Here is a 24,837-nt window from a genome sequence, read left to right as displayed (position 1 = left end):
AGCAGCGCCGGCAAGGCGCCCATGCTGTGGCCCACGACGACGGTGGGGCGGTCCAGCGCGTCCAGCGCGCTGACGACGTCCTGTCCCAGGTCGACGATGGTGACGCGGGCGAACGCGGCGTCCTGCGGCAACGCGCCATGGCCGCGCATGTCCAGCGCCGCGCAGGCCAGGCCGGCCTGCGCAAAGTAGCCGAGATAGTGCGCGTAGCTCCAGGCGCCGTGATAGGCGCCCGGCACAAACAGCAGGCCGGGCCTGTCGTCCAGCGGGTCCGCGCCGATCAGCAGGCGGCCGCGGCCCGCATCGCGGACGGGCAGCCGGTCGGCCGCGCCGAAATCCAGCGGATCGGTGATGGGGGAGGGGAGTGTCTGGGCTGTGCTCATATTGCGGCCATCTTAAAAGCCGCCCTATGATGAGAAAACTTTATTTTTCATATGGTTTGATAAGTTTTCCAAATTTCTGACTCATGCGCCCGCTTCCCGACCTTTCCATCTCCCACTACCGGCACTTCCTGCTGGTGGCCGAACTGGGCAGCTTCCGCGCGGCGGCCGCCCGGGCGTTCCGTTCGCAGCCCGCGCTGTCCCTGTCCATCCGGGAAATGGAGCAGCGGCTGGGGCAACCCCTGTTCGAACCGGGCAACCGCGGCACGCTGACGCGCTTCGGGCAGGACTGCCTGCCGCTGGCGCGCGAACTGGTGGAACACCACGACCGCGTCGCGGGGGCGCTGTCGGGGCTGGCCACCAGCGGCGCCGGCAGCCTGACGATGGCGTCGGTCGCGTCCGCGGCCACGCATTGGCTGCCCGAACTGGTGGCGGCCTACCGCGAGCGCTATCCGGCCGTGGCGCTGCGCCTGTTCGACGACAACTCCGAAGGCGTCGAACGCATGGTGCTGGCGGGCGAGGTGGAACTGGGCGTGTGCAGTCCGGTGTCGCGCGACCGCCGGCTGTCCTTCGAACCGCTGCTGCGCGACGCCTTCGGGCTGGTCTGCCATCGCGGCCATCCGCTGGCCGGCCGCAAGTCGGTGACCTGGCGCGAGATCGCCGGCCTGCCCCTGGTCGGGACCATGGCGCATCGCCAACTGGCGGGCTATCCGCAAGCAGCCTTCATGCTGGACCGCCAGGTGTTCGTGTCCAACATGATGTCGCTCCTGGCCATGTTGGAGCGCGGCGTCGGCGTCACGGTGCTGGCCCGCCTGGGCGTGCCGCCGGATTCGCCGGGACTGGCGTTCGTACCCCTGTCGCGGCCGCGCATCGAGCGCGAACTGGGCATCACCCGGCTGGCGGGACGCAGCCTGTCGCCGGCCGCCGCGCGCATGGAGGAAATGCTGCGCGCGAAGGCGCGTCGCAGGTAGCGCAGTGTCGCTTGAATCCAACGCATTTTTGCGGTTTCCGGCCGGATGCCGGGCGCGTTCGCGGCAACACTGTTGCGCAATTGCACATGGCGCGGATCGTCGTTGATTCTTCCCAGGCCGCTCTTTAGAGTGCGTGGTGTCTGCCGCGCCAGGGGCGCGCCGGGGTGATCGGGGCGACGCGTCGGCAGGCGACTTGAGGAAGTCATGAGCAGTGTGTTTTTGCGTTCGGCAGGCATCGCCTGCACCATCCTGATCCTGGCCGGCTGCGCCGCCAGGAAGCCCGCCGCCATCACCGAGGCCCAGCCCGCGGAGCCGCCCAAGCCGGTGGCGTGCCAGCCCGCCAAGGCAGGCGACCCGATGATCGGCACGTGGCTGTCGAATTCGCGTCCGCGCGACGTCAGCGGCGACATGCAATCGCTGATCGTCCTGTCGGCCGACGGCACGATGTCCTACGAATCCCTGCTCAAGATCGGCCGCAAGACGCGTCCCGCCCTGCGCGAAACCGGCTGCTGGAGCGTGGCGGACGGGATCTACACCATGCGCACCACCAAGTCGGCCGGCGAGCCGGTGGACGCCAATGATCCGATCTACCTGAACCGCTATCGCATCGAAAAGGTCGAGCAGTCCAAGCTGGCGATGCGCGAGTTGAAGAGTGGCGGCATCCTCCTGACGGCGCGCCGCATGCCCGCGGGCTACCGGCTGGCTTACTGACCGTTGCGCCGGGCGGACACTTCGTCCGGCGGTTTCACCAAGATGGCCGGGCTGCGGTAAGGTGCGGGCTTCGACTTTCGCCCCGCCGCCGGTTTCCCATGCCCGCCATGTCTTCCGAAGCACGCGCAATCGCGCTGCTTGCATTGGCCGCTTTCGTCAGCGCCAGCGCTTTCCGTATCTGTGATCCCATGCTGCCGCAACTGGCGGCGGAGTTCGGCACCACGACCGGCCAGGCCGCGCGCGCCGTGACGGCGTTCGCCGTGGCGTACGGCGTCCTGCAGATGTTCTTCGGACCCGTGGGCGACCGCTACGGCAAGTACCGCGTCGTCAGCGTGGCCACGGTGGGGTGCGCGCTGGGCAGCGCGGGGGCGGTAATGGCCGGTTCGCTGGACATGCTGGTGTTCTGCCGCGCCCTGTCGGGCGCCGCGGGCGCCGGTATCGTGCCGCTGTCCATGGCCTGGATCGGCGACAACGTTCCGTACGAACGGCGGCAGGCGACGCTGGCGCGCTTCCTGACCGGCACGATTCTGGGCATGTCCGCGGGCCAGCTCGCCGGCGGACTGTTCGCGGACACCGTGGGCTGGCGCTGGGCGTTCGCCGCGCTGGTGGCGGGTTATCTCGTCGTGGGCGTGCTGCTGCACCTGGAAGTGCGGCGCCAGCGCGCGGCCGGCTTTGCGCAGGTGGACCCGAACGCGGTCAGGCAGGGCTTTGTCGCCCAGGCGCGCCTGGTGCTGGGGGCGCCATGGGCCCGCGTGGTGTTGGCGACGGTGTTCATCGAGGGCCTGCTGGTGTTCGGCGCCCTGGCGTTCGCGCCTTCGTACCTGCATGAGCGCTTCGATATTTCCCTGACCGCCGCGGGCGCGCTGGTGGCGGTCTACGCGGTGGGCGGGCTGATCTACACGGTCGTGGCCGGACGCATCCTCAAGCGGCTTGGCGAGCGCGGCCTGGCTGTCGCCGGCGGCCTGGTGCTGGGCGTGGCGTTCCTGTCGTACCTGCTGGGGCCGGTCTGGATGTGGAGCCTGCTGGCCAGCGTGCTGGCTGGTTTTGGCTACTACCTGCTGCATGCGACGCTGCAGACCAACGCGACGCAGATGGTGCCGTCGGCGCGCGGCACGGCGGTGGCGTGGTTCGCGTCCTGCCTCTTCATGGGACAGGCGGCCGGCGTGGCGCTGGCGGGCGCTGTGGTGGACGAGATCGGGCCGGCGGCGCTGTTCGGCGGGTCCGCGGTGCTGCTGCCGCTGCTGGGCGCGTTCTTTGCCCGGGCGCTGAAGGCGAGGGCGGCGATCCAGCAGGGGTGACCCCCAAGTCTGCGGCACGGCGGGGCGGCAGGATGCTGGCCTGAAAATACCAAGGGCCCTGTTCATCCGAAGATGAACAGGGCCCTTGTCTTGGTGTCTGGGTTTAGATGGCGGCCAGGCGCTTGAGCACCGTGTCCTTGCCCAGCAACGCCAGCACCGCATCGACGGCCGGCGTCTGGGTCTGGCCCGTGACCGCCACGCGCAGCGGGATGGCCAGTTGCGGCATCTTCAGGCCGCGGTCGGCCAGCACGGCCTTGATCAGGGCGGACAGGGACTCGCGGGTCCAGTCGGCGTCCTGGGCGCGCTGCGCGAAGTCCGCCAGCGCTTCGCGCGCGGGCGCGGTCAGATGCTGTTCGGCCAGTTCAGCCGGGGCCGCCTTGAATTCGGCGCAGAAGAGCATCGCGCCGTCCGCCAGTTGCTCCAGCGTTTCGGCGCGGTCCTTCAGGAGGCCCATGACGCCCGGCAGGTCGATTTTCTCGGGATGGCCGCCGCGCGTTGCCACGCGCGTCGCCACGCGCTCGGCCAGTTCCGCGTTGTCCATCTGCTTGATGTAGTGGGCGTTGACCCAGTTCAGCTTCTTGGGATCCCACTGCGAGGCCGACTTGGACAGGTGCTTGGTGTCGAACCAGGACACCAGCTGTTCGCGGGTGAAGAGTTCGTCGTCGCCGTGGCTCCAGCCCAGGCGCGCCAGGTAGTTGATCATGGCCTCGGGCAGGTAGCCCTCGTTGTCGTACTCCATGACATTGACGGCGCCGTGGCGCTTGGACAGCTTTTCGCCGTCCGGGCCCAGGATCATCGGCACGTGGCCGTATTCGGGCAGGTCGGCGCCGAGCGCGCGCAGGATGTTGATCTGGCGGGGCGTGTTGTTGACGTGGTCATCGCCGCGCAGGACGTGGGTGATGCCCATGTCCCAGTCGTCGACCACGACGCAGAAGTTGTAGGTGGGCGTGCCGTCGGGACGCGCGATGATCAGGTCGTCGAGTTCGGTGTTGTCGAAGCTGATCGTGCCCTTGACCATGTCGTTCCAGGACGTGGCGCCGTCTTGCGGGTTCTTGAAACGCACGACGGGCTTGCGGCCTTCGGGGATAGCCGGCAGCGTTTTGCCGGGCTCGGGGCGCCAGGTGCCGTCATAGCGCGGTTTGTCGCCGCGGGCGCGGGCGGCCTCGCGCATGGCTTCGACTTCCTCGGGCGAGCTGTAGCAGTGGTAGGCGGTGCCGGCGGCCAGCATCTGCGCCACGACCTCGCGGTAGCGGTCCATGCGCTGCATTTGATAGAACGGGCCTTCGTCGGGCTGCATGCCCAGCCAGTCCATGCTGTCCAGGATGGCCTGGACCGCTTCCGGCGTGGAGCGCTCGACGTCCGTGTCTTCGATGCGCAGCACGAACGTGCCCTGATGATGGCGCGCGAAGGCCCAGGAGAACAGCGCGGTGCGCGCGCCGCCCAGATGCAGGAACCCCGTGGGCGAAGGCGCGAAACGGGTACGAATGGGTTTGGAGGCGTTGGAAGTCATAGGTGGCTATGTTAGCGGCTGCGGCGCCACAAATCGGCGTCGGGCAGTGTCCTCATCAAGCGGACAGCGGGCTTGTCTTGATACGATGAACGGTATTTTAGATTAGTGTGAACAGGCCCTGGCCCGCCCCTCCTATGCTGCGACACGCTCTTGCGCCCATGTTCGAACCCGGATCGCTGGTGATCGTGGCCGACCGGCCGCTGCCTGCGGCCACGTCTCTGTCGCCCGCCCTGAAGGCGAAAACCACGATCGTCGCCGCCGAAACCGGCGCCGCGCCCGAGCTTCCCGCCACCCTGCAGGGACTCGCGGCCGGCGAGCGCCCCGATCTGGCCCTGGTTTGCGTGTCGCCCGCCGTCCTGCCGGAAACGCTGCGCCGCCTGTCGCCGCTGTCGCCGCGCGCGGTGATACTCCTGCCCCACGAACTGCCTGATCCCTATCCGCGCGGCACGCTGGCGCTGTGCCGGGCCTGGGCCGAGGAAAACCGCTGCGAATTGCTGGGGCCGCGGTCCTTCGGCGCGCAGCGGCCCCATGCCGGCCTGAACTTCAGCCAGCACCCGGTGCTGGCCCGATCCGGCCGCGTGGCGCTGGTGGCGCAGTCCCGCTCCATCATGGCCGCCGTCATGGACTGGGCCGAAGATGTGCACATCGGCTTTTCCACTGCGGTGTCGCTGGGCGACGAGGCGGTGGTGGGCCTGCCCAAACTGCTGGACTACCTGGCCAGCGACCCCCGCACCGACAGCATCGTGCTGTACCTCGAAGACGTCGGGCCTGCCCGGGAATTCATGAGCACGTTGCGGGCCGCTGCCAGCATCAAGCCCGTCATCGTGCTCAAGGCCGGCCGTTCCGATGCCGACGGCGCCGACGCCATCTTCGACGCGGCGCTGCGCCGGGCCGGGGCCGTCCGCGTGCGCTACTTCGTGCAGCTGTTCTCGGCGGTGAAGGTGCTGGGGTACACGCGGCGTCCCAAGGGCCGGCGCGTGGCGCTGATCTCCAACGGCAGCGGGCCCCCGCAACTGGCCATGGACCTGATCGGCCCGGACGCCGCCGTTCTGCGCGCGGACCTGGCGCCCGCCACGCGGCGCGCGCTCGCAGACATGCTCGAACCCGACGCCGCCACCGCCAATCCGGTCATCACCTATTTGCCCATGACGCCCGACCGCATCCGCGCCATCCTGGACGCGGTGCTGGACGACGCGGGCGTGGACGGCGTGCTGGTGCTGCTGGCGCCCGACGCGCTGGCCGACATGCCGGCCGTGGCGCGCGAACTGGCGCAGATCGCGCCTTCCGCCAAGAAGCCCGTGGTGACCTGTTTCATGGGCGACGCCGGCATGCGGCCGCTGCGGCGCATGCTGGACGACGCGGGCACGTCGGCCTTCCGCACGCCGGAATCGGCCGCGGACGCCTTCGGCGTGCTGGCCTCGCATCACTACAACCAGCAATTGCTGCTGCAGACGCAGCCGCCCGAGCCCGCCAGCCACGTGCCGGACCTGGCGGCTGCCCGCGAGATCCTGGCGCGCGTGCGCGCCGATTGCCGGCGCGAACTGAACACTTCCGAAATCCGGGTCCTGCTGGCCTTGTTCTATGTGCCGGTCCGCGACCTGCCGGCGGATGCGCCTCGCATCGAGTCCGAATCCCGCCCCATGGCGATCCGCGTGCGGCGCGATCCGCAGTTCGGTCCCGTCATCCGCTTTGGCGCGGGCGGTCCGGACGCCGTGCTGTCGCTGGCGGACCGGGGCATGGACCTGCCGCCGCTCAACGGCTACCTGGCGCGCCAGCTGATCGAACGCAGCCGGCTATGGCGCCGGGTGCTGGCGCCGCGCGTCGGCCATATGGCGGCCGAGGCCCTGCAGCAGGCGCTGGTGCTGGTGTCCGAGCTGGTGTCGGAACTGCCCGACATCGAATCCCTGGATATCGACCCCCTCTACGCGGGCGAAACCCATCTGCGCGCGGGCGGCCTGCGCATGACGCTGACCGAGCAGCCCGGCTGCGAATCGCCCCAGACGGCGGGCTATCCGCACATGGCGATCCACCCGTATCCGGCGCGGCTGGTGCAGGTGCGCCGTTTCGCGGACGGCATCCCGTGGGTGCTGCGCCCCATCCGCCCCGAGGACGGGGAAGCCCTGCAAGAGTTCATTCGGGGCCTCTCGGAACGGTCCCGCTACATGCGCTTCGTGTCGATGATGCGGGAACTTACCCCGCGCATGGTGTCCCGCTACACGCAGGTGGACTACCACCGCGAACTGGCGCTGGTGGCGGCCACCCAGGTGCCCAACCCCGCCAATCGCGGCCATCCGCGGGAAGTGCTGGTGGGCTTTGCCCACTACCTGCGCAACCCCGACGGCCGCGGCGCCGAATACGCGCTGGTGATCGGCGATGACTGGCAGCGGCGCGGGCTGGGACGCCAGCTCATGACCGCGCTGATCGACGCCGCGCGCGAGCAGGGCCTGGAATACATCGACGGACTGGTGCTGTCGACGAACCGGCCCATGCTGTCGCTGATGACCAGCCTGGGCTTCACCAACGACGCGGACCCCGAAGACCCGACCATGCGCCGGGTCTGGCTGAACCTGTCCTGACGCCCGCGGCGGCAGGCGGGTTCAGGCCGTCTTGCGGGGCGCCTGGGCAGGCTTGAGCCGTGCGGCGGCTTCGTCCACCGACAGCACGTCGCCGAAGAACAGCATCCAGCCGTGCAGGGCATTTTCGTGCTCGGCCGGCGTCACCGCGGCCAGCGCGTCGTCCACCATGATGGTCCGGAAATCGCGCATCATCGCATCGCGCGCCGTGGATTCGCAGCACACGTTGGTGACCGTGCCGGCGATCAGCAGCGTGTCCACGCCCAGCCCGCGCAGCAGCGGCTCCAGTTCGGACGAGCCGGGAGCCATCGCGCTGTAGTAGCGCTTGACCACGTGCAGGTCGGTCGACCGCGCGCGCAGGTCAGGATGCAGCTCGAATCCCGGAGCATCGCGCCGCAGCGTCTCCAGGCGCCGGGCGCTGCGCTCCGGCGTCAGCATGACGCCGTGATGGTGCGACCAGAACACGTCCGCGTTGTCGGACGCCGTCTGCACCCAGACGACGACCCCGCCGGCATCGCGCACGGCGCCGCACAGGCGGTTGATGGGGGCGATGATCTCGCGCGCCGGGGCGCATTCGCCTTGGTAGCCTGGCAGCGTGAAGTACTGCTGCATGTCGATCACGACCACCGCGGTGCGGGCGGCGGGAAGTTCGTCATAGGGGTGCAGGCAACCCTGGCGGGCTATGACGCGGTCCTGCACCCATTGCGGGAATTCCATGCTGCCTCCTTAGCCGTAGCGCCGCGCGACGGCGGCTTCGATGCGGTAGACGATCAGGTACATGACGCTGGAAATCAGCGCCAGCATTGCGATGGCGGTCATGACGATGTTCAGCTTGAACACCTGGCTGCCGTTCATGATCAGGAAGCCCAGGCCCGAGTCCGCCGACTGGAATTCGCCCACGATGACACCCACCAGCGCCAGGCCGATGTTCATCTTCACGGCCGCGATCAGCGTGGGGACGCTGCCGGGCAGCACCACCTTGGTCAGCACCTGCCAGCGGCTCGCGCCGAAGGTATGCGCCAGCTTCACCTTGTTCAGGTCGATGCCGCGAAAGCCCGCGTAAACCACCATGATGGTCACGAACACTGCGATGGCCACGGCCATGCCGTACACCGCGTAGTCCGAGCCCAGCCACAGGTAGAAGATCGGCACGAAGGCGATCTTGGGCATGGCGTTCGCCACCACCAGGAACGGGTCCAGCACTTTGTACAGGAAGTCGGACCACCACAGCGCCGCCGCGACCACGATGCCGATCAGCATGCTCAGCGCAAAGCCGACCAGCGTCGCGGACAGGGTCGTCATGATGTGCTTGCCCAGGTTGCCGTTGTTCCACAGTTCGATGAACGTGGGCCACAGCGCGCTGGGATAGCTGGTCAAGAGCGGGTTGAGGATGTGCATGCGCGGCAGGATTTCCCAGGCGCACAGGAACACGGCCAGCAGCAGCGCCTGCGCCACGCGGATGTTGCGGCGGCGCGCGCGGTCGCGGCGCAGGTAGTCCAGGTACTTCTCGCTGGGCGCGCGCACGGCGCGCAGAGGAACGGTGTTGGCGATCGGCGCGTTCATGGCTCAGCCCTCCACATGGACGTCCAGCTCGTCCCAGAGCTGTTTGAAGTACGTATTGAATTCCGGGCGCGAGCGCGCCTGGAAGGGCGTGGGCCGCACCTGGCCGTCGCCGTAATTGATGCGGTACTGGCTCTTGAGCCGTCCCGGCCGGCGCGACAGCACGATCACGCGGTCCGTCATGGCGATGGCCTCGCCGATGTCGTGCGTCACCAGCACCACCGTCTTGCCTTCGCGGCGCAGGATGTCCACCACTTCGTCGGAGATCGCCAGCCGGGTCTGCGAATCCAGCGCCGAGAACGGTTCATCCAGCAGGATCACGTCGGGCTCGGTCACCAGCGTGCGCGCCAGGGCCGCCCGCTGGCGCATGCCGCCGGAAAGCTGGCGCGGCGTGTGCGAAAGGAAGGCGCCCAGGCCGCATTTTTCAAGCAGGTGCACGGCGCGCGCTTCACTGCGCGCATCGCGCCGGCCCTGGATCTCCGCGCCCAGCATGACGTTGTCCAGGATGGTGCGCCATTCGAACAGGTAGTCCTGCTGCAGCATGTAGCCGATGCGCGCATTCGGTTTGGTCACCGCGTGCCCGTCGACCAGCACCGAACCCGACGTGGGCGGGATCAGCCCGGCGATCAGCGACAGCAGCGTGCTCTTGCCACAGCCGCTCTGGCCGATCAGGCTGACGAATTCGCCGGGCGCCAGCGAGAAAGATACGTTCGACAGGGCCTCGGTCTCGCCGTCTGGCGTGAAGTACGACAGGCAGACTTCGCGCAGCTCGATCTTCGCCGTGGCCGGCGCCGGCTTGAGGTTGTGGATGGCGGCTCCCATCATTGGGCCTTCTTGGCGAAATCGGCGACGACCACGTCCTCGTACTTCACGCGGGCGCTGTCCTTCATGACCGCGCTGGCGATGAGCATGTCCTGCAGCTGGTTCATGGCCTGCGGCGTCACCAGCGGGGACGTCTTCCAGATTTGATATTGCTTGTAGCGGTCGATCGCTTCGGCCACGGCCGCCTGGTCCATGCCGGGGAAGAAGGTCATGATCTGCGGGGCCAGCGTGGCGGCGGGCGTGTCCTTCACGTATTTTTCGGCGCGCGCCACCACGTCGGTCCAGGCCTGGATGACCTTGGGGTTGTCGCGGATGTATTTATCCGTGGCGGTGAAGACGGTGTAGTCGACCTGGCCCACTTCATGTCCCACCGAGGCGACGATGTGCCCCTTGCCGTTGCGCACCAGTTCGCCGGCTTCGGGCTCCAGGAAGATGCCGTATTCGCCCTGGCCCGCCATCCACGCCCCGGCGCGCGCCGGAATGCCGATGTTGTTCAGCAGCTTCACGTCCTTCTGCGGGTCCAGCCCGTGCTTGCGCAGCGCCGTTTCCAGAAAGACGATGGGGTTGGATCCGGGGCGAAAGCCGATGACTTCCTTGCCCTTGAGCATCGACCAGTCGAATTTCTCGATCGGCTTGCGCGACAGCAGGAAGAAGCCGTCGGTGGCCGTCAGCCCGGCGAAGATCTTCGGTTTGACCGGCGATTCGCTGTTCTGCACGTAGATGGAGGCCTCGGGCCCGATCAGCACGATGTCGGCGCTGCCCGACAGCAGGGCCGTCATGCCCTTGTCGGTGCCCTGCGAGGTCTTCATGGACACGTCCAGGCCGGCGTCCTTGAAGTAGCCCTGCGACAGCGCAACATACTTGGGTACGTAGAGAATGGATCGCACCACTTCTTCGTAGCGGATCTTCACGGGGGGATTCAGGGCTTCGGCCTGGGCGGCCAGGGGGGCGATCAGCGCGAGCAGCGCCGCGCCTGCCAGGCGGGGCAATGGCAAGGTCTTCACGGGACTTTCTCCTGCGTCTTGAATGTCGCGCCGATGTCCGGCGCAACACGGCCAATGGAATGGATCGACTACAACAACAGGGAAGCCCGAACGATGAGGCCCGGGCCGGTAAGGCTTGGATCGAATACTATATTCAAGACAAACAGGCGACAAGCATTTTAGGATTGGCGTTTTTCTCTATGGACGAGCGTAGCCGAACGCCAGAAAATTCTAGGCTGGAATACCAGTTGGTATACAAAATGGATTTTTAGGCCGGTAGCTGGCCTTGTCCATCGTAGGCGCGGAATGGCTTCGCGCCCATCGGCCAGGAACACGGACCGCGCCTTGCGCGCAGCCCGCCATCGTCCCTAGGCCGCAGGCCCCGTCACACCAGGACTTCGTTCAGGAACGCAGAGATGTCCGCCACTTCTTCGGCGCAGACCGAATGCGGCATCGGGTACGTGCGCCAGCGCACGTCGTAGCCCAGGCGCTTGAGTTCGGCCAGGGACGCTTCGGCGCGGGCCAGCGAGACGACCGGATCATATTGGCCATGGGCCATGAAGATCGGCGTGGCGTCGTTGGCGTGATTGCGCTCGGCCTGCGCCGTGTCCAGCAGCGGCAGGTAGCCCGACAGGGCCATCATCCCCGCCAGCTTTTCCGGCAGGCGCAGGCCCGTGTGCAGCGTCATCGCGCTGCCTTGCGAAAAGCCCGCCAGCACGATGTTCGACGTCGGGATGCCGCGGGCGTTCTCGCGCGCGATCAGCTTGTGGATGGCCGCTTCCGAGGCGCGGATGCCGCGGCCGTCTTCAACGCGCACCAGGTCCATCACCAGGATGTCGTACCAGGAACGCATCGCCATGCCGTTGTTGATCGTCACGCGCTGCACGGGCGCGTTCGGGAACACGAAGCGCACCCCGCGGCCGGCCGGAAGCCGCAGTTCCGGCACGATCGGCGCGAAATCGTTGCCGTCGGCGCCCAGGCCATGCAGCCAGATCACGGCGTGGGTGGGATTGGGGGCGGTTTCGATCTCGATGCAATCGAGCAGGTCGGACGGTGCGTTCATGGGCCGGTGGCGGAAATATCAGAGGGTGAGGGTTTTCAGGGCCTGGAACAGCGCGCGGTAATGCTTCTTTTGCGGTTCCTGGCCTTGCAGCAGCGCGGCGTTGGAGAGCTTTTCCTTGCGGGCGGCGCGAATCAGCGTGCGCAGTTGCTGCACGTCGGCCTGCGGATTGTTGTTCAGCAGGCGGGTGAGGGCGTCGTCGTCGTCCAGCAGGCGGTCGCGCAGCGCTTCCAGCCGGTGCATGGCGGCGGTTTCCTCGCGCGACCCGTTTTCCCAGATGTCGAGCTGCTTGCGGATGTCGTCGGCGGGCGCGTCGCGCATCAGCTTGCCCACGAAATGGACCTGGCGGCGCAGGCCTTCGCGGCCGGTGGTGCGCTGCGCCATGCGGATGGCCTCGTACAGGCGCTCTTCGAGCGGCAACTGCTTGAGACGATCGGGGGACAGCGCAATCAATTGCTTGCCCAGGTCCAGCAGGGCATGCATTTCGCGCTTGACCTGGGACTTGCTGGGACGGTCGTAGCCGTTCTCGTCGTAACCGTCGTCGACGGATTCTTCTTCAGGATGGGAATTCATGGAAAACTGCGCAATGACAGACTTGGCTATGATAACCGTCTCTGCAAATTGGACTGCAATGGTTAAAACCTCATCTTCCTTGCCGCTGGCGGCGAATCACGCGCGTTTTTCCGAACTCGTCGAGCAAACCCTGGCCTACGCCCGCCAGATCGGCGCTTCCGACGCCGCCGCGGAAGTCTCGGAAAGCCTGGGCCTGTCGGTCTCGGTACGCAAGAACGACATCGAAACCGTAGAGCAGACGCGCGACCGTTCGCTGGACCTGACGGTCTATGCGGGCCAGAGCCGCGGCTCCGCCTCGACGTCCGACTTCTCCGAGGCGGCGCTGCGCCAGACGGTCGAAGCCGCCTGGCACATCGCCCGCCACACCGCCGCCGACCCGGCGGCCGGATTGCCCGACGCCGACCAGCTGGCCACCGAATTTCCCGACCTGGACCTGCACCACGCCTGGGGCGTGTCCACCGAAGAGGCTGCCGAGCTGGCGCTGCGCGCCGAACGCGCCGCCCGCGACGTCGACCCGCGCATCACCAATACCGACGGCGCCAGCGTAGGCACCTACGAAGGCCAGTTCGTGATGGGCAACACGCGGGGCTTCCTGGGCGGCTATCCGTATTCGCGCCACAGCCTGTCCGTGGCGCCCATCGCGGGCCGCGGCAACGGCATGCAGCGCGACTACTGGTACAGCTCGGAGCGCGATCCGGCCAAGCTGGCTTCGCCCGAGGCCATCGGCCGCTACGCCGCCGAGCGCACGCTGTCCCGCCTGTCGGCGCGCCGCATCCGCACCGGCAAGTTCCCCGTTCTGTTCGAGGCGCCGCTGGCGCTGGGGCTGGTCGGCGCCCTGACCCAGGCCGTCAACGGCGGCGCGCTGTACCGCAAGGCCAGCTTCCTGGTGGACTCGCTGGGCAAGCCCATCTTCCCCAAGCACATCAACCTGACCGAAGACCCGCACATCCGCGGCGCCATGGGCAGTTCGCCCTTCGACGACGAAGGCGTGCGCACGCGCCGCCGCAATGTGGTGTCGGACGGCGTCCTGGAAGGCTATTTCCTGTCCTCGTATACCGCCCGCAAGCTGGGCATGGCCACCACCGGCAACGCCGGCGGTTCGCACAACCTGGTGTTCAGCTCCACGCTGACCAAGCGGGGCGATGACTTCGAAGCCATGTTGAAGAAAATGGGCACGGGATTTCTGGTCACCGAGCTGATCGGGCAGGGCGTCAACTACGTCACTGGCGACTACTCCCGGGGCGCGTTCGGCTATTGGGTGGAAAACGGCAAGATCCAGCACGCTGTGCAGGAAATCACCATTGCCGGCAACCTGGCCGACATGTTCCAGCAGATCGTCGCCGTCGGCGCCGATGTCATCTCGCGCGGCACCAAGACCACCGGCTCGATCCTGATCGAGCAGATGGCCATCGCCGGGACTTGATCCTGCGCTCCGGCGGCCCGCCAGGCGCCGCCGGAGATTCCCGCCGCGTCCTTGCAATCCCTTACCTGCTCGGGAATTCCTCTAGCCATTTCAGCAGCCTGCTCCGTGTAATATCCGGCGGGTATTGCTCGAAGTCCGGGGTGTTGCTGTAAAGGAGCCAAGAGATGCAACGACGTTCATTCTTGAAGCGCGCCGGCCTGGGCGCCGTTGCGGGAGCCGCGGTCAGCGCGCCCGCGTTTGCGCAGGACATGCCGTCGCTGAGCTGGCGCCTTTCTTCCGGGTTTTCCAGCACCCTGGACCTGCGGGTTGGCGCTGCCGAAAACTTCTGCAAGTTCGTCTCGGAATCCACGGGCGGAAAATTCAACATCCGGCACTTCCCCGACGGCGAGATCGTCGCCGCCCAGGACCTGCTGGAAGCCGTGTCCACCAAGAAGGTGGAATGCGGTCACGTGTCCTCTCGCCTCTACTACCCAAAGAATCCGGCGTTCTGCTTCGACGCGGTGGCGCCCTTCGGCCTGAACGCGCGCCAGATGAATGCCTGGATGAGCGAAGGCGAAGGCCTGCGGCTGACCCGCGAGCTCTTCAAGCCGGAAAAGATCATCAACTTCCCGCTGGGCAACACCGGCGCCCAGATGGGCGGCTGGTACACCAAGGAAATCAAGCGCATCGGCGACCTGAAAGACCTGAAGATGCGGGTGGACGGCCTGGCTGGCGACGTGCTGGCCAAGCTGGGCGTGGCGCCGCAGCAGGCGGATCTGGCCAAGCTGGCCGAGGCCTTCGAAAAAGACGGGCTGCAGGCAGTGGCGGGGGCGGGCGCCTATGAAGACGCCAAGCTGGGCCTGAATAAGGTAGCTAAGTATTACTACGCACCGGGCTGGTGGGCTGGCGGCGAGCAGTTGTCGCTCTATATCAACGAAGAGGCCTGGAACGCGCTGCCCAAGAACTACCAGGCCCTGGTGCAGGCAGCCGCGCAGGCCGCCCATGCCGCCGCTACGGCCCGCTACGACGCCCAGAATCCGCAGGCGCTCGCCCAATTGACAGCGAACGGCGCGCAAGTGCGCACATTTCCGCGTTCGATCATGGACCTCGCATTCGAGGCCACGCAGCAGGTCTACAAGGATTTGGGCGCCAAAGACCCCAAATTCAAGGCGATGCACGATAGTTACATGGGCTTTCGCGACAGCGAGATGCCATGGTTTCGCCTGACCGAAAGCGCTTACGGCCAGTACCTGGGCGTGGCGCTGTCGGGCAGGAGTTAAGGAGGCGCCGTTGCCGAATGGCATTCGGCGGGATGTAGGGTTTTTGCTAGTAACCACACGTTTTTTACAAAAAAATGGGCGGTTTTGAGGCTTTTGTTGAACGGCATTCGAGTTTCGGCCTGATACAAAGGAGTAATATCCCGGGTCTTGACGCGCAATCGTGCCGCCTTTACGCGGCATCCGACGTCAATCCGGCAGGATTACAACAGCCCGGATTACCAATATTCCGAGACAGACTTTAAGGTGGTAGAACCATGCAATCGAAGACCAAGAAGCTGCTGGCCGCGCTGATCGCCGCCGGCGTCGTCCCGGCTGCCCACGCAGCCGACATCAAGCTGGGCGTGGCGGAAGCCCTGTCCGGCGGCGCCGCCCAGTACGGCGTGTCGATCCGCAACGGCTTCCAGCTGGCGGCCGACGAAATCAATGCCGCGGGCGGCATCAACGGCAACAAGATCGTCCTGGTGATCGAGGACGAGCAAGGCAAGAAAGAAGAGGCCATCAACGTCTTCAAGAAGCTGATCTTCAAGGACAACGTCCTGATGGTCTTCGGTCCGACGCTGTCGAACTCGGCCCAGGCCGCCGACCCGGTCGCCCAGGCCGCCAAGACGGTCGCCTTCGGCACCTCCAACACCGCCGACGGCATCACGTCCATCGGCAACTACGTGTTCCGCAATTCGGTCACTGAAGCCGACGTGCTGCCGGCCACCATCGCCACCGTCAAGGCCAAGACCGGCCTGAAGAACGTCGCGGTGCTCTACGGCAACGACGACGTCTTCACCAAGAGCGGCTACGACAACTTCAAGAAGGCCCTGGAAGACCAGAAGATCCCGGTCACCACGACCGAAACGTTCGCCAAGGGCGACGTGGACTTCAAGGCCCAGCTGACCAAGATCAAGGGCACCAACCCCGACGCCATCGTGCTGTCCGCACTGCTGGCCGAAGGCGGCCCGATCATGGTCCAGGCCCGCCAACTGGGTCTGAACGTGCCCGTCATCGGCGGCAACGGCATGAACTCGGTCAAGATTTTCGACCTGGCCCCCGGCGGCGCATCGAACAATCTGTGGATCGGCAGCCCGTGGTCGATCGAAAACAAGGCGGCGGAAAACGTCAAGTTCATCGACGCCTACAAGGCCAAGTTCACCAACGCTCCCGACCAGTTCGCAGCGCAGTCGTATGACGCCATGTACATCGTGGCCCAGGCGCTGAAGAACACCAAGATCACCGGCGAACTGGCCAAGGACCGCGCTGCCCTGCGCGACGCCCTGCCGGCCGTGACCTGGAACGGCGCCACCGGCCCGTTCAAGTTCCGCCAGGCCAACGACCGCGCTGGCAAGCCCGCCGGCTACGACGCCGACCAGGCGCCGATCGTCAGCGTGACCAAGGACGGCAAGTACGTCATCGAGAAGTAAGCAGTACGCATCCCCGCGCGGGGGGATGCGCCTTGCGGACGGCCTTCCGGCTGCCCGCAAGGCGCTTTTTGTCGCAGGGCCAAACCAAGTAGAAAGCTTCCCAAGAAGCAAATCAGACCTCGCTGTGGGCACGGCGGGGTGGCCCTCTCTGATCTGGAAAGTCCCATCATGTTCGAACAACAATTCGTCAATGCCTTGTCGCTGGGCTGTGTGTATGCACTGTTCGCGCTGGGCTTCACGCTGATCTTCGGCGTGCTCGGGGTGATCAACCTGGCGCATGGCGCCGTCTTCATGGTTGGCGCCTACGCAGCACTGTTCGTGGTCGAGCAATTCAGCCTGCCCCTGTGGGCCGCGCTGATGGTCGCGTTCTTCGTTGCCGGCTTCACCGGAGTCATCATCGACTACCTGGTGCTCAAGCCGCTGCGCAAGCGCAACGCGCCCCACCTGATTCCCATGATCGCCACGATTGGCGTGGGCATCATCCTGAACAACGGCGCCCAAGGCATCTTCGGCGCCAGCAACCTGCGCTTCCCGCACGGCACCGTGCCCGAGGAAGTCATCGAGATCGCCGGCCTGCACCTGACCGTCATCGAGCTGGGCATCATCTTCCTGTCGTTCGCGCTGATGGCCGTGCTGATGTACGTCATGCGCCGCACGCAGTTCGGCCGCGCGCTGCGCGCCATCGCGGAATCGCCCAAGGCCGCCTGGCTACTGGGCATCAACGTCGAAAAGCTGTTCATCACCACCTCGTTCGCCGCGGCCGCCCTGGGCGGCGTGGCCGGCGTGCTGATCGGCCTGTACTCGAATGCGCTGTTCCCGCTGATGGGCCAGCCGATGCTGCACAAGGGCATCGCGGTCATCATCCTGGGCGGCATGGGAGACATCCGCGGCGCCATGTTGGGTGGTCTCTTCCTGGGCTTCGCCGAGGTGCTGTCCGTGGCTTACATCGGCTCCACCATGCGCGACGCGGTGGCTTTCGGCCTGCTGTTCCTGATCCTGCTGGTGCGCCCGCAAGGTCTGTTCGGCAAAGTGGTTCAACGCAAGGCTTAAGGTATGAGCGGATTCGAAAATTTCTGGGCCATCTATGGCAACCTGGTGCTGACGCTTGGCACCAACGCACTGCTGGCCCTCTCCATCTGGCTGACGCTGGCTTGCGGCATGCTGGCCATGGCCAACGCCGCCTTCATGGGCATCGGGGCGTACACCGCCGCGCTGCTCACCATGAACTACGACGCGCCCTTCACGGTCGCGCTGGCCGGCGGCATGGCCGCGCCCGCCCTGGTGGCGGCGCTGATCGGGCTGCCGACCCTGCGGCTGTCGGGGGTCTATCTGGCGATGGCCACGCTGGGCTTCGGCGAAGTGGTCCGCGTGACCATCCTGAACACCGAGTCCATCACGGGCGGCGCGCTGGGCTTGAACGGCATTCCGCAACTGACGCAGTGGTGGCACGTGCTCCTGGCCGTGGTCATCGTGCTGTTCGTGCTGTGGCGCGTGCGCGCTTCCAAGATCGGACGCTCCTTCGACGCCATCCGCGGCGACGAGACGGCGGCCGGCCTGATGGGCATCGACGTGCGCGCCAACAAGATGCTGGCGTTCGTCGCGGGCGCCATGATCGCCGGCCTGGCCGGCGCCCTGAACGCGCACCTGACGTTCTTCATCGGCCCCAACGAATACGGGTTCGACCGCGGCGTCGAAATCCTGACCATGGCCATCCTGGGCGGCATCGGCGGCCTGGCCGGTCCCGTGCTGGGCAGCTTCATCATTACGGTGCTGCCCGAGTTGCTGCGCGGATTTGCGGATCTGCGCCTGGTCGCGAATGGAGTGATTCTGGTGGTGATTGTGTTGTTCCTGCCGCAAGGCATCTGGGATCCGGCGCGCTTCAAGCGCTGGATGCGTCAAGACCGCCAGGGAGGGAAGCGCCATGCTTGAGCTGTCCTCCGTCTCCAAGAGCTTTGGCGGCCTGCATGTGCTGCATGACGTCAGCCTGTCGGTGCCCGAAGGCGCCATCTTCGGTCTGATCGGCCCCAACGGCGCCGGCAAGACCACGGTGTTCAACCTGATCACCGGCCTGCTGCCGCCCAGCGGCGGCTCGATCACGTTCCAGGGCGAGAGCGTGCTGCGCAAGAAGCCGCACAGCATCACGCGCATGGGCATTGCCCGTACGTTCCAGAACATCCGTCTCTTCAAAGAGATGACGCTGCTGGAAAACGTGGTGGTGGGCTCGTATCGCCACATGAACTACGGATTCCCCAGCCTGCTGCTGGGCCTGCCCGGCTACCGCGAACACGAGCAGCGCGCCCGCGAGCGCGCGCATGAGCTGCTGACGTGGATGCGCCTGGACCATAAGGCCAATGATCTGGCCGATAACCTGTCCTACGGCGAACAGCGCCGCCTGGAGCTGGCGCGCGCGCTGGCCACCGAGCCCAAGCTGCTGCTGCTGGACGAGCCCGTCGCGGGCATGAACACCGGCGAGCGCGCCGAACTCATGCACGAGATCCTGGCAATCCGCGACCGCGGCTACACGATCCTGATGATCGAGCACGACATGCGCTTTGTCATGGGCCTGTGCGAACGCATCGCGGTGCTGAACTTCGGCAAGATCATCGCTTGCGGCGGTCCCGAAGAGATCCGCAACAATGAGCAGGTCATCGAGGCCTACCTGGGCCGCGAAGACGACGAAGACACCGAACAAGCGGAGGCCGCACAATGAGCGCCATGCTGGAAGTCCGCGGACTCGAGGTCAACTACGGCCACATCGAAGCCGTGCGCGGCATCGACCTGGACCTGAACGCCAAAGAAATCACCGCCCTGGTCGGCGCCAACGGCGCCGGCAAGTCGACCACGCTGCTGGCCCTGTCGGGCCTGCTGCCCAAGGCGCGCGGCCGCATCCTCTTCGAAGGCGAAGACGTCACCAACCTGGCGCCGAACCAGCTCGTCTCGCGCGGCATCGTGCAGGTGCCCGAAGGCCGGGCCATCCTCACCACCATGACGGTGCTGGAAAACCTGGAACTGGGCGCCTACCGCCGCGGCCTCAAGAACGTCGGCTCCGATCTGGAATACGTGTTCAACCTGTTCCCGCGCCTGAAAGAGCGGATCAACGGCATGGCCGGCAACCTGTCCGGCGGCGAACAGCAGATGCTGGCCATCGGCCGCGCCCTGATGGCCAAGCCGCGCTTGCTGCTGCTGGACGAACCGTCGATGGGCCTGGCGCCTATCGTGGTGCAGGAAATCTTCCGCTCGCTGCGCGCCATCAACGCTGACGGCCTCACGCTGTTCCTGGTGGAGCAGAACGTCCGCCAGGCGTTGAAGATCGCGCAGCACGGCTACGTGCTGGAAAACGGCGCCATGGCGCTGACTGGCTCCGGCCGCGAACTGCTGGGCCATCCGCGCGTCCTGGAAGCCTACCTGGGCGCCTGACAGGGCAGGGGCGCTATGCGTCCCCGGTTGAATGTCCGCAACCGCCGCCCTTGCGTGGCGGGTGCGAACTGCCTGGATTCTTGCCGCTTGCCCATTTTTTGAGCAATCGTGTTAGAATTTCAGGCTTTCCCTCATTTTGATCTTTGCACGGGCGGATTCATAACGCTTAGGCGGGGGTCGATAAGGGCTTGAAAATTCTGGGTTTGTTTGAAAGAACCGCCTGGAGTTCGGGCCTAGTCTGGGAAAAAACGCTGGCAGGGATGTTCCGGCCAGAGCAAATTTTTATTCTTAGGAACCATCATGAAGACCTTTGTGGCCAAGCCGCATGAAGTCCAGCGTGACTGGTTTGTGATCGACGCCAAGGGCAAAGTCCTCGGTCGTGTGGCCAGCGAAGTCGCACGTCGTCTGCGTGGCAAGCACAAACCTGAATTCACGCCTCACGTTGATACCGGTGACTACATCGTCATCATCAACGCGTCCGATATCGTTGTTACCGGCGCCAAGGCGAAGGACAAGAAGTACTTCCGCCACACGACGTACCCGGGCGGTATCCGTGAAACGAACTTCGAGAAAATGCAAGAGCGTTTTCCCGGCCGTGCCATTCAGAAGGCCGTCAAGGGCATGCTGCCCAAGGGTCCTCTGGGCTACGCCATGATCAAGAAGCTGAAGGTCTATGCCGGTGCCGAGCACCCGCACACCGCCCAGCAGCCCAAGACGCTGGATATCTAAGGAAACGCCATGATCGGTAACTGGAATTACGGAACCGGCCGTCGCAAAACTTCGGTGGCTCGCGTTTTCATCAAAAAGGGCACGGGTAAGATCGTCGTCAACGGCAAGCCCGTCGACGAGTTCTTCGCTCGTGAAACCGGCCGTATGGTCGTGCGCCAGCCGCTGGAACTGACCGGCCACCTGGAATCGTTCGACATCAAGGTCAACGTGCACGGCGGCGGCGAAACCGGCCAGGCCGGCGCAATCCGTCACGGCATCACGCGTGCCCTGATTGATTACGACGCCACGCTGAAGCCCTCGCTGTCGCAAGCTGGCTTCGTCACGCGCGATGCCCGTGAAGTCGAACGTAAGAAGGTCGGCTTCCGCAAGGCGCGTCGTCGCAAGCAGTTCAGCAAGCGTTAATGCCCTGCAAAAAGCCCGCTTCGGCGGGCTTTTTGTTTATGGGCCGCAATGCCGCGGCGTTGCCGGCCCCGCGCGGAACTCCGCGCCCACCACCCGGTCGGACATAGGAATATTGCAGTGCCGTTTCCGGCACGCTGGCGCAATGTCCTGTTTCCCGAGCGATACAATCAGTACTCGTTCTCCGAAGAGCACACATCATGGCCCAAGCATCGAACACCCGCATCAAGGTTGGTATCGTCGGCGGCACCGGTTACACCGGCGTCGAACTGCTGCGCTTGCTGTCGCAGCACCCCAACGTGGAATTGACTGCCATCACGTCCCGCAAGGAAGACGGCCTGCCCGTCGCCGACATGTACCCCAACCTGCGCGGCCGTGTGAAGCTTGCCTTCTCTGCACCGGAAAAGGCGTCGCTGACGGATTGCGACGTCGTCTTCTTCGCCACGCCCCATGGCGTCGCCATGGCGCAAGCCCAGGAACTGATCGCCGCGGGCACTCGCGTGATTGATCTGGCCGCGGACTTCCGCCTGCAGGACATCCCCACGTTCGAACGCTGGTACAAGATTCCCCATACCTGCCCGGACATCCTGGCCGAATCCCAGTACGGCCTGGTCGAACTGAACCGCGAAGCCATCTCCAAGGCGCGCGTGATCGGCAATCCCGGCTGCTATCCCACCACCGTGCTGCTGGGCCTGGCCCCGCTGCTGGAAGGCGGCAAGTCGCTGGTCGATGCGCAAACCCTCATTGCCGACTGCAAGTCGGGCGTGTCCGGCGCCGGCCGCAAGGCGGAAGTCGGATCGCTGTTCTCTGAAGCCTCCGACAACTTCAAGGCCTACGGCGTGGCAGGCCATCGCCACCACCCCGAAATCGTCGCCCAGCTTGAAAAGATCGCGGGCGGCAAGGTCGGCCTGACCTTCGTGCCCCATCTGGTGCCGATGATCCGCGGCATGTTCTCCACCATCTACGCCCGCATCCTGCCGGAAGCGCGCGATACCGACTTCCAGGCGCTGTTCGAGCAGCGCTATGCGGATGAGCCGTTCGTGGATGTCATGCCCGCCGGCAGCCTGCCTGAAACCCGGTCTGTGCGCGCTTCGAATAACCTGCGCATCGCGCTCAGCCGCCCGGGCAACGGCGACCAGTTGATCATCATGGTGGTCCAGGACAATCTCGTGAAGGGCGCGGCCGGCCAGGCCGTGCAAAACATGAACCTGATGTTCGGTGTCCCGGAAACGGTCGGCCTGGACCAGGTCGCCATCCTGCCCTAAGGCCATCGCGGCCCGCGTGCGCGGGCCGCGGCGCTTGTTCTACATGTCCGCAGATCCCTCCCAGCCTCAGCCGCGCGCCGCCCACGGCGGTCTTGCGCGGCTGTGTGCCGTCCTGCTGCTGGGCGTACTTGTCGGCGGCGCGGCGGGCTTCTTTCATGCGCGCCAACTCTATCGCCCGCAGGACGCCATCGTGATCAGCGCCAAGCAGGCCGAGGCGCAGGAAGAGGCCATGCGCCAGCAGGCCACCCAGTTGCGCTATACCCAAGGCCAGCTGGACACCGCTGACGGCGAACTGGTCATCGAGCGTTCGGCGCGCCAGGAACTCGAAAGCCAGCTCCACGCCGCGCAGGCCGAAATCGGCCGAGTGCGCGACCAACTGGCGTTCTATGAACAGCTGTTGCCGCCCGGGCCGGAAGGCGCCGTGGATATCCGGGGCGTGCAGATCGACCGCGCCGGCGGCGGCCTGCGCTACAAGGTGCTGCTGATGCGCAGCGGCCGCAATGGGGCCGCGCCGTTTGCGGGCGCGTTGCGCTTCCAGGCCACCGGCATCCTCAAGGGCGAAACGGTCACCGTAGACCTTGCCCCCATGCAGGTCAAGGCCGAAACCGGGCCGGTCACCGCCACGGGCGACAACCTTGCCGCGGCGTCCCTGGCCCTGCAATTCGATCAATACCAGCGCAGCCAGGGCATGCTGTCCGTGCCCGAAGGATTTGTCCCCGAAAGCGTGACTGTCAGCGTCCTCGAGGGCGAAACCGTCCGGGCGTCGCGTAGTGTCAAGCTTGAACTTTGAGTCTGGTCAAGCCCTGAGCTATAGTGATGCTATACGAGCGGCGAGGCCGCTCACTGAAATATGGCCGTACCGGCCAGGAGTGAACCATGAATGCAGTGACCGAAACCGTCGACCTTCAGGCTCCCCCGCCTGTTCCCCTGGTGTTTACCGACTCGGCTGCCGCCAAAGTGAAAGACCTGTTGGCCGAAGAAGGCAACCCCGAGCTCAAGCTGCGCGTGTTTGTCCAGGGCGGCGGCTGTTCCGGCTTCCAGTACGGCTTCACGTTCGACGAAGTCGTGAACGATGACGACACCGTGCTGGACAAGGACGGCGTGCAACTGCTGGTCGACCCGATGAGCTTCCAATACCTGGTCGGCGCCGAGATCGACTACAAGGAAGACCTGGAAGGCGCGCAGTTCGTCATCCGCAATCCCAACGCCAGCACTACCTGCGGCTGCGGTTCCTCGTTCTCGGTGTAAACGCCGGGCAGGAAAGAAAAAAGCCCTTCGGCGTGCCGAAGGGCTTTTTGCATTGGGGCGCGGGCATGGCGGCCCGTCGCCGCGTCAGGCGGGATACAGCGCGCCCAGAATGCGCGCGCCGCGCGCGCCAGTGACCGCGGGAAGTCCCGCCGGCCTGCGTTCGACGAAAGCCTGCGCCAGCCACGCGAAGGCCAGCGCTTCGACTTGTTGGGCGGGCACGCCCAGCGTGTCCGTGGCGTGAACGGGGCGCTGCAGGCAATATGCCAATTCCTGCATGAGTCCGGCGTTGCGGGCGCCGCCGCCGCATACGAAGACTTCCTGCGTGCCCGCTGCCGCGCGGTCGATCGCGTTGGCGACGGTCCTGGCGGTCAGCCGCTGCAGGGTGGCCTGGACGTCCTGGGGCGCGGGCGTGGGGCCGCCGAACTCGGCCAGGCGGCTGTCCAGCCATTGCATGTTGAACAGGTCGCGGCCCGTGGATTTGGGCGGAGGCAGGCCGAACCAGGGCTCGCTGGCGATCAGTTGTTCGAGCAGGGGCGCCAGCACCTGGCCCGTGGCGGCCCAGCGGCCGCCGGCATCATAAGGCTTGCCCAGGTGGCGCTGGCACCAGCCGTCCAGGAAAACGTTGGCGGGGCCGGTGTCGAAACCGCGTGCGGGCTGTCCGGGCTGCAGCAGCGTCACGTTGGCGATGCCGCCCAGGTTGAGCACCGCCCGGCCCTGGCTGGCGCCGAAGATGGCGGCATGGAAGGGCGGCACCAGGGGCGCGCCCTGGCCGCCTGCCGCCACGTCGCGGCTGCGGAAGTCCGCCACCACGTCGATGCCGGTCAGTTCGGCCAGCAGCGCGGGCGCATTGAGTTGCAGCGTGTAGCCGCTGTCCGGCCGGTGCCGCACCGTCTGGCCGTGCGCCCCGATGGCGCAGACATCCGCTGTGGCGACACCCGCGTCCTTGAGCAGCGCCGCCACAGCGCGCGCATACTCCCGCGCCAGTGCGTTGGCCGCCAGCGCGCCGCGCGCAAGCTCGTCCGCGCCAGAGGTGTTCAGCGCCAGCAGTTCGCGTCGCAGATTTTCGGGCATGGGCAGGCTGGCGCTGGCCAGCACCTGCGGCTGCTGGCCGTGGACCAGGCGCGCCAGCACGCCATCGACGCCATCGACGCTGGTGCCCGACATCAGGCCGATGTAGAGCGTGGAACTCCCGTGCTGCTCGATTTGGGTGGAATTCACAGGCGCCTCTGAAGAAGAAAGGCGGCCCGGCG

The 24,837-nt window shown here is 66.1% G+C and carries 25 protein-coding genes; 16 read left to right on the top strand and 9 right to left on the bottom strand.

Features of this window, described 5'->3' with window-relative positions; all coding sequences use genetic code 11:
* A partial coding sequence (locus KYC_RS13680; RefSeq protein ID WP_008163143.1) for an alpha/beta hydrolase occupies positions 1-380 on the bottom strand: 380 nt, incomplete at its 3' end.
* Positions 381-463: 83 nt separating this feature from the next.
* Between KYC_RS13680 and KYC_RS13675 the strand changes: the two genes are divergently transcribed.
* The 3 genes from KYC_RS13675 to KYC_RS13665 all read left to right on the top strand — a co-directional run bounded on the left by KYC_RS13675 (position 464) and on the right by KYC_RS13665 (position 3,357).
* The gene (locus tag KYC_RS13675) at positions 464-1,348 is read left to right on the top strand and encodes a LysR family transcriptional regulator (protein ID WP_008163139.1); all 885 of its coding nucleotides are present in this window, start codon (positions 464-466) and stop codon (positions 1,346-1,348) included.
* A 204-nt stretch (positions 1,349-1,552) separates the two neighbouring features.
* Positions 1,553-2,059: a hypothetical protein gene (locus tag KYC_RS13670; RefSeq protein ID WP_008163137.1), complete on the top strand. Its 507-nt coding sequence runs from the start codon at positions 1,553-1,555 to the stop codon at positions 2,057-2,059.
* A 98-nt stretch (positions 2,060-2,157) separates the two neighbouring features.
* Positions 2,158-3,357: an MFS transporter gene (locus tag KYC_RS13665; RefSeq protein ID WP_008163134.1), complete on the top strand. Its 1,200-nt coding sequence runs from the start codon at positions 2,158-2,160 to the stop codon at positions 3,355-3,357.
* A 103-nt stretch (positions 3,358-3,460) separates the two neighbouring features.
* Here the strand turns inward: KYC_RS13665 and gltX are convergent, their stop codons facing one another.
* Positions 3,461-4,867 carry a glutamate--tRNA ligase gene (gene gltX / locus KYC_RS13660; RefSeq protein WP_008163131.1) on the bottom strand — a complete coding sequence of 469 codons (1,407 nt, stop codon included), beginning with the start codon at positions 4,865-4,867 and terminating at the stop codon, positions 3,461-3,463.
* A 134-nt stretch (positions 4,868-5,001) separates the two neighbouring features.
* Between gltX and KYC_RS13655 the strand changes: the two genes are divergently transcribed.
* Positions 5,002-7,443, top strand: a complete 2,442-nt coding sequence (locus KYC_RS13655) for a bifunctional acetate--CoA ligase family protein/GNAT family N-acetyltransferase (protein ID WP_043518375.1) — start codon at positions 5,002-5,004, stop codon at positions 7,441-7,443.
* 21 nt (positions 7,444-7,464) lie between these two features.
* Here KYC_RS13655 and KYC_RS13650 read toward each other — a convergent pair whose 3' ends face one another.
* The 6 genes from KYC_RS13650 to yjgA all read right to left on the bottom strand — a co-directional run bounded on the left by KYC_RS13650 (position 7,465) and on the right by yjgA (position 12,438).
* Positions 7,465-8,157, bottom strand: coding sequence for a cysteine hydrolase family protein (locus KYC_RS13650; RefSeq protein WP_008163128.1), 693 nt, complete (start codon positions 8,155-8,157; stop codon positions 7,465-7,467).
* 9 nt (positions 8,158-8,166) lie between these two features.
* Positions 8,167-9,003 (bottom strand): ABC transporter permease, encoded by an 837-nt coding sequence (locus tag KYC_RS13645; RefSeq protein ID WP_008163126.1) that lies wholly within the window; start codon positions 9,001-9,003, stop codon positions 8,167-8,169.
* A 3-nt stretch (positions 9,004-9,006) separates the two neighbouring features.
* A complete protein-coding gene (locus KYC_RS13640) occupies positions 9,007-9,822 on the bottom strand; it encodes an ABC transporter ATP-binding protein (protein WP_043518386.1) in 816 nt (271 codons plus the stop codon).
* Positions 9,822-10,826, bottom strand: coding sequence for an ABC transporter substrate-binding protein (locus KYC_RS13635; RefSeq protein ID WP_008163121.1), 1,005 nt, complete (start codon positions 10,824-10,826; stop codon positions 9,822-9,824). The genes KYC_RS13640 and KYC_RS13635 overlap by 1 nt, the downstream gene beginning before the upstream one ends.
* Before the next feature lie 364 nt (positions 10,827-11,190).
* Positions 11,191-11,868, bottom strand: a complete 678-nt coding sequence (locus KYC_RS13630) for an alpha/beta hydrolase (protein WP_008163119.1) — start codon at positions 11,866-11,868, stop codon at positions 11,191-11,193.
* A gap of 18 nt (positions 11,869-11,886) precedes the next feature.
* The gene (yjgA, locus tag KYC_RS13625; protein ID WP_008163118.1) at positions 11,887-12,438 is read right to left on the bottom strand and encodes a ribosome biogenesis factor YjgA; all 552 of its coding nucleotides are present in this window, start codon (positions 12,436-12,438) and stop codon (positions 11,887-11,889) included.
* 58 nt (positions 12,439-12,496) lie between these two features.
* On the opposite strand from yjgA, the gene pmbA reads away from it, so the two are divergent.
* The 12 genes from pmbA to erpA all read left to right on the top strand — a co-directional run bounded on the left by pmbA (position 12,497) and on the right by erpA (position 23,587).
* A complete protein-coding gene (gene pmbA / locus KYC_RS13620) occupies positions 12,497-13,861 on the top strand; it encodes a metalloprotease PmbA (protein ID WP_008163116.1) in 1,365 nt (454 codons plus the stop codon).
* Positions 13,862-14,025: 164 nt separating this feature from the next.
* On the top strand, positions 14,026-15,120 hold the full coding sequence (gene dctP, locus KYC_RS13615) for a TRAP transporter substrate-binding protein DctP (RefSeq protein ID WP_008163114.1): 1,095 nt from the start codon (positions 14,026-14,028) through the stop codon (positions 15,118-15,120).
* A gap of 254 nt (positions 15,121-15,374) precedes the next feature.
* Positions 15,375-16,529 carry an ABC transporter substrate-binding protein gene (locus KYC_RS13610; RefSeq protein ID WP_008163112.1) on the top strand — a complete coding sequence of 385 codons (1,155 nt, stop codon included), beginning with the start codon at positions 15,375-15,377 and terminating at the stop codon, positions 16,527-16,529.
* A 168-nt stretch (positions 16,530-16,697) separates the two neighbouring features.
* Positions 16,698-17,579: a branched-chain amino acid ABC transporter permease gene (locus KYC_RS13605; protein ID WP_008163109.1), complete on the top strand. Its 882-nt coding sequence runs from the start codon at positions 16,698-16,700 to the stop codon at positions 17,577-17,579.
* Between the two features lie 3 nt (positions 17,580-17,582).
* Positions 17,583-18,458 (top strand): branched-chain amino acid ABC transporter permease, encoded by an 876-nt coding sequence (locus tag KYC_RS13600; protein ID WP_008163107.1) that lies wholly within the window; start codon positions 17,583-17,585, stop codon positions 18,456-18,458.
* Positions 18,451-19,239, top strand: a complete 789-nt coding sequence (locus KYC_RS13595) for an ABC transporter ATP-binding protein (RefSeq protein ID WP_008163105.1) — start codon at positions 18,451-18,453, stop codon at positions 19,237-19,239. Before KYC_RS13600 ends, KYC_RS13595 begins: the two co-directional genes overlap by 8 nt.
* On the top strand, positions 19,236-19,946 hold the full coding sequence (locus tag KYC_RS13590; protein ID WP_008163102.1) for an ABC transporter ATP-binding protein: 711 nt from the start codon (positions 19,236-19,238) through the stop codon (positions 19,944-19,946). Before KYC_RS13595 ends, KYC_RS13590 begins: the two co-directional genes overlap by 4 nt.
* Before the next feature lie 300 nt (positions 19,947-20,246).
* Positions 20,247-20,675 (top strand): 50S ribosomal protein L13, encoded by a 429-nt coding sequence (rplM, locus tag KYC_RS13585; RefSeq protein ID WP_008163100.1) that lies wholly within the window; start codon positions 20,247-20,249, stop codon positions 20,673-20,675.
* A gap of 9 nt (positions 20,676-20,684) precedes the next feature.
* Positions 20,685-21,077, top strand: a complete 393-nt coding sequence (gene rpsI, locus KYC_RS13580; RefSeq protein WP_008163098.1) for a 30S ribosomal protein S9 — start codon at positions 20,685-20,687, stop codon at positions 21,075-21,077.
* 197 nt (positions 21,078-21,274) lie between these two features.
* Positions 21,275-22,339: an N-acetyl-gamma-glutamyl-phosphate reductase gene (argC, locus tag KYC_RS13575; RefSeq protein ID WP_008163096.1), complete on the top strand. Its 1,065-nt coding sequence runs from the start codon at positions 21,275-21,277 to the stop codon at positions 22,337-22,339.
* A gap of 43 nt (positions 22,340-22,382) precedes the next feature.
* Positions 22,383-23,129, top strand: a complete 747-nt coding sequence (locus KYC_RS13570; RefSeq protein ID WP_008163093.1) for a DUF6776 family protein — start codon at positions 22,383-22,385, stop codon at positions 23,127-23,129.
* A gap of 86 nt (positions 23,130-23,215) precedes the next feature.
* The gene (gene erpA / locus KYC_RS13565) at positions 23,216-23,587 is read left to right on the top strand and encodes an iron-sulfur cluster insertion protein ErpA (protein WP_008163091.1); all 372 of its coding nucleotides are present in this window, start codon (positions 23,216-23,218) and stop codon (positions 23,585-23,587) included.
* A gap of 84 nt (positions 23,588-23,671) precedes the next feature.
* On the opposite strand, the gene KYC_RS13560 is transcribed toward erpA, so the two are convergent.
* Positions 23,672-24,805: an anhydro-N-acetylmuramic acid kinase gene (locus KYC_RS13560; RefSeq protein ID WP_008163090.1), complete on the bottom strand. Its 1,134-nt coding sequence runs from the start codon at positions 24,803-24,805 to the stop codon at positions 23,672-23,674.
* Between the last annotated feature and the right edge of the window lie 32 nt (positions 24,806-24,837).

This window comes from Achromobacter arsenitoxydans SY8 (genome assembly GCF_000236785.1).
Lineage (GTDB): Bacteria > Pseudomonadota > Gammaproteobacteria > Burkholderiales > Burkholderiaceae_B > Achromobacter > Achromobacter arsenitoxydans.
The sequence above is the reverse complement of the archived record's forward strand: the minus strand, read 5'-3'. Positions and strand labels throughout refer to the sequence as shown.

Excerpts from the sequence above, each read along its gene's own strand:
- KYC_RS13675 (WP_008163139.1), top strand. The coding sequence starts at position 464 with ATGCGCCCGCTTCCCGACCTTTCCATCTCCCACTACCGGCACTTCCTG.
- KYC_RS13670 (WP_008163137.1), top strand. The coding sequence starts at position 1,553 with ATGAGCAGTGTGTTTTTGCGTTCGGCAGGCATCGCCTGCACCATCCTG.
- KYC_RS13665 (WP_008163134.1), top strand. The coding sequence starts at position 2,158 with ATGCCCGCCATGTCTTCCGAAGCACGCGCAATCGCGCTGCTTGCATTG.
- gltX (WP_008163131.1), bottom strand. The coding sequence starts at position 4,867 with ATGACTTCCAACGCCTCCAAACCCATTCGTACCCGTTTCGCGCCTTCG.
- KYC_RS13655 (WP_043518375.1), top strand. The coding sequence starts at position 5,002 with ATGCTGCGACACGCTCTTGCGCCCATGTTCGAACCCGGATCGCTGGTG.
- KYC_RS13650 (WP_008163128.1), bottom strand. The coding sequence starts at position 8,157 with ATGGAATTCCCGCAATGGGTGCAGGACCGCGTCATAGCCCGCCAGGGT.
- KYC_RS13645 (WP_008163126.1), bottom strand. The coding sequence starts at position 9,003 with ATGAACGCGCCGATCGCCAACACCGTTCCTCTGCGCGCCGTGCGCGCG.
- KYC_RS13640 (WP_043518386.1), bottom strand. The coding sequence starts at position 9,822 with ATGGGAGCCGCCATCCACAACCTCAAGCCGGCGCCGGCCACGGCGAAG.
- KYC_RS13630 (WP_008163119.1), bottom strand. The coding sequence starts at position 11,868 with ATGAACGCACCGTCCGACCTGCTCGATTGCATCGAGATCGAAACCGCC.
- yjgA (WP_008163118.1), bottom strand. The coding sequence starts at position 12,438 with ATGAATTCCCATCCTGAAGAAGAATCCGTCGACGACGGTTACGACGAG.
- pmbA (WP_008163116.1), top strand. The coding sequence starts at position 12,497 with ATGGTTAAAACCTCATCTTCCTTGCCGCTGGCGGCGAATCACGCGCGT.
- dctP (WP_008163114.1), top strand. The coding sequence starts at position 14,026 with ATGCAACGACGTTCATTCTTGAAGCGCGCCGGCCTGGGCGCCGTTGCG.
- KYC_RS13610 (WP_008163112.1), top strand. The coding sequence starts at position 15,375 with ATGCAATCGAAGACCAAGAAGCTGCTGGCCGCGCTGATCGCCGCCGGC.
- KYC_RS13605 (WP_008163109.1), top strand. The coding sequence starts at position 16,698 with ATGTTCGAACAACAATTCGTCAATGCCTTGTCGCTGGGCTGTGTGTAT.
- KYC_RS13600 (WP_008163107.1), top strand. The coding sequence starts at position 17,583 with ATGAGCGGATTCGAAAATTTCTGGGCCATCTATGGCAACCTGGTGCTG.
- KYC_RS13595 (WP_008163105.1), top strand. The coding sequence starts at position 18,451 with ATGCTTGAGCTGTCCTCCGTCTCCAAGAGCTTTGGCGGCCTGCATGTG.
- KYC_RS13590 (WP_008163102.1), top strand. The coding sequence starts at position 19,236 with ATGAGCGCCATGCTGGAAGTCCGCGGACTCGAGGTCAACTACGGCCAC.
- rplM (WP_008163100.1), top strand. The coding sequence starts at position 20,247 with ATGAAGACCTTTGTGGCCAAGCCGCATGAAGTCCAGCGTGACTGGTTT.
- rpsI (WP_008163098.1), top strand. The coding sequence starts at position 20,685 with ATGATCGGTAACTGGAATTACGGAACCGGCCGTCGCAAAACTTCGGTG.
- argC (WP_008163096.1), top strand. The coding sequence starts at position 21,275 with ATGGCCCAAGCATCGAACACCCGCATCAAGGTTGGTATCGTCGGCGGC.
- KYC_RS13570 (WP_008163093.1), top strand. The coding sequence starts at position 22,383 with ATGTCCGCAGATCCCTCCCAGCCTCAGCCGCGCGCCGCCCACGGCGGT.
- erpA (WP_008163091.1), top strand. The coding sequence starts at position 23,216 with ATGAATGCAGTGACCGAAACCGTCGACCTTCAGGCTCCCCCGCCTGTT.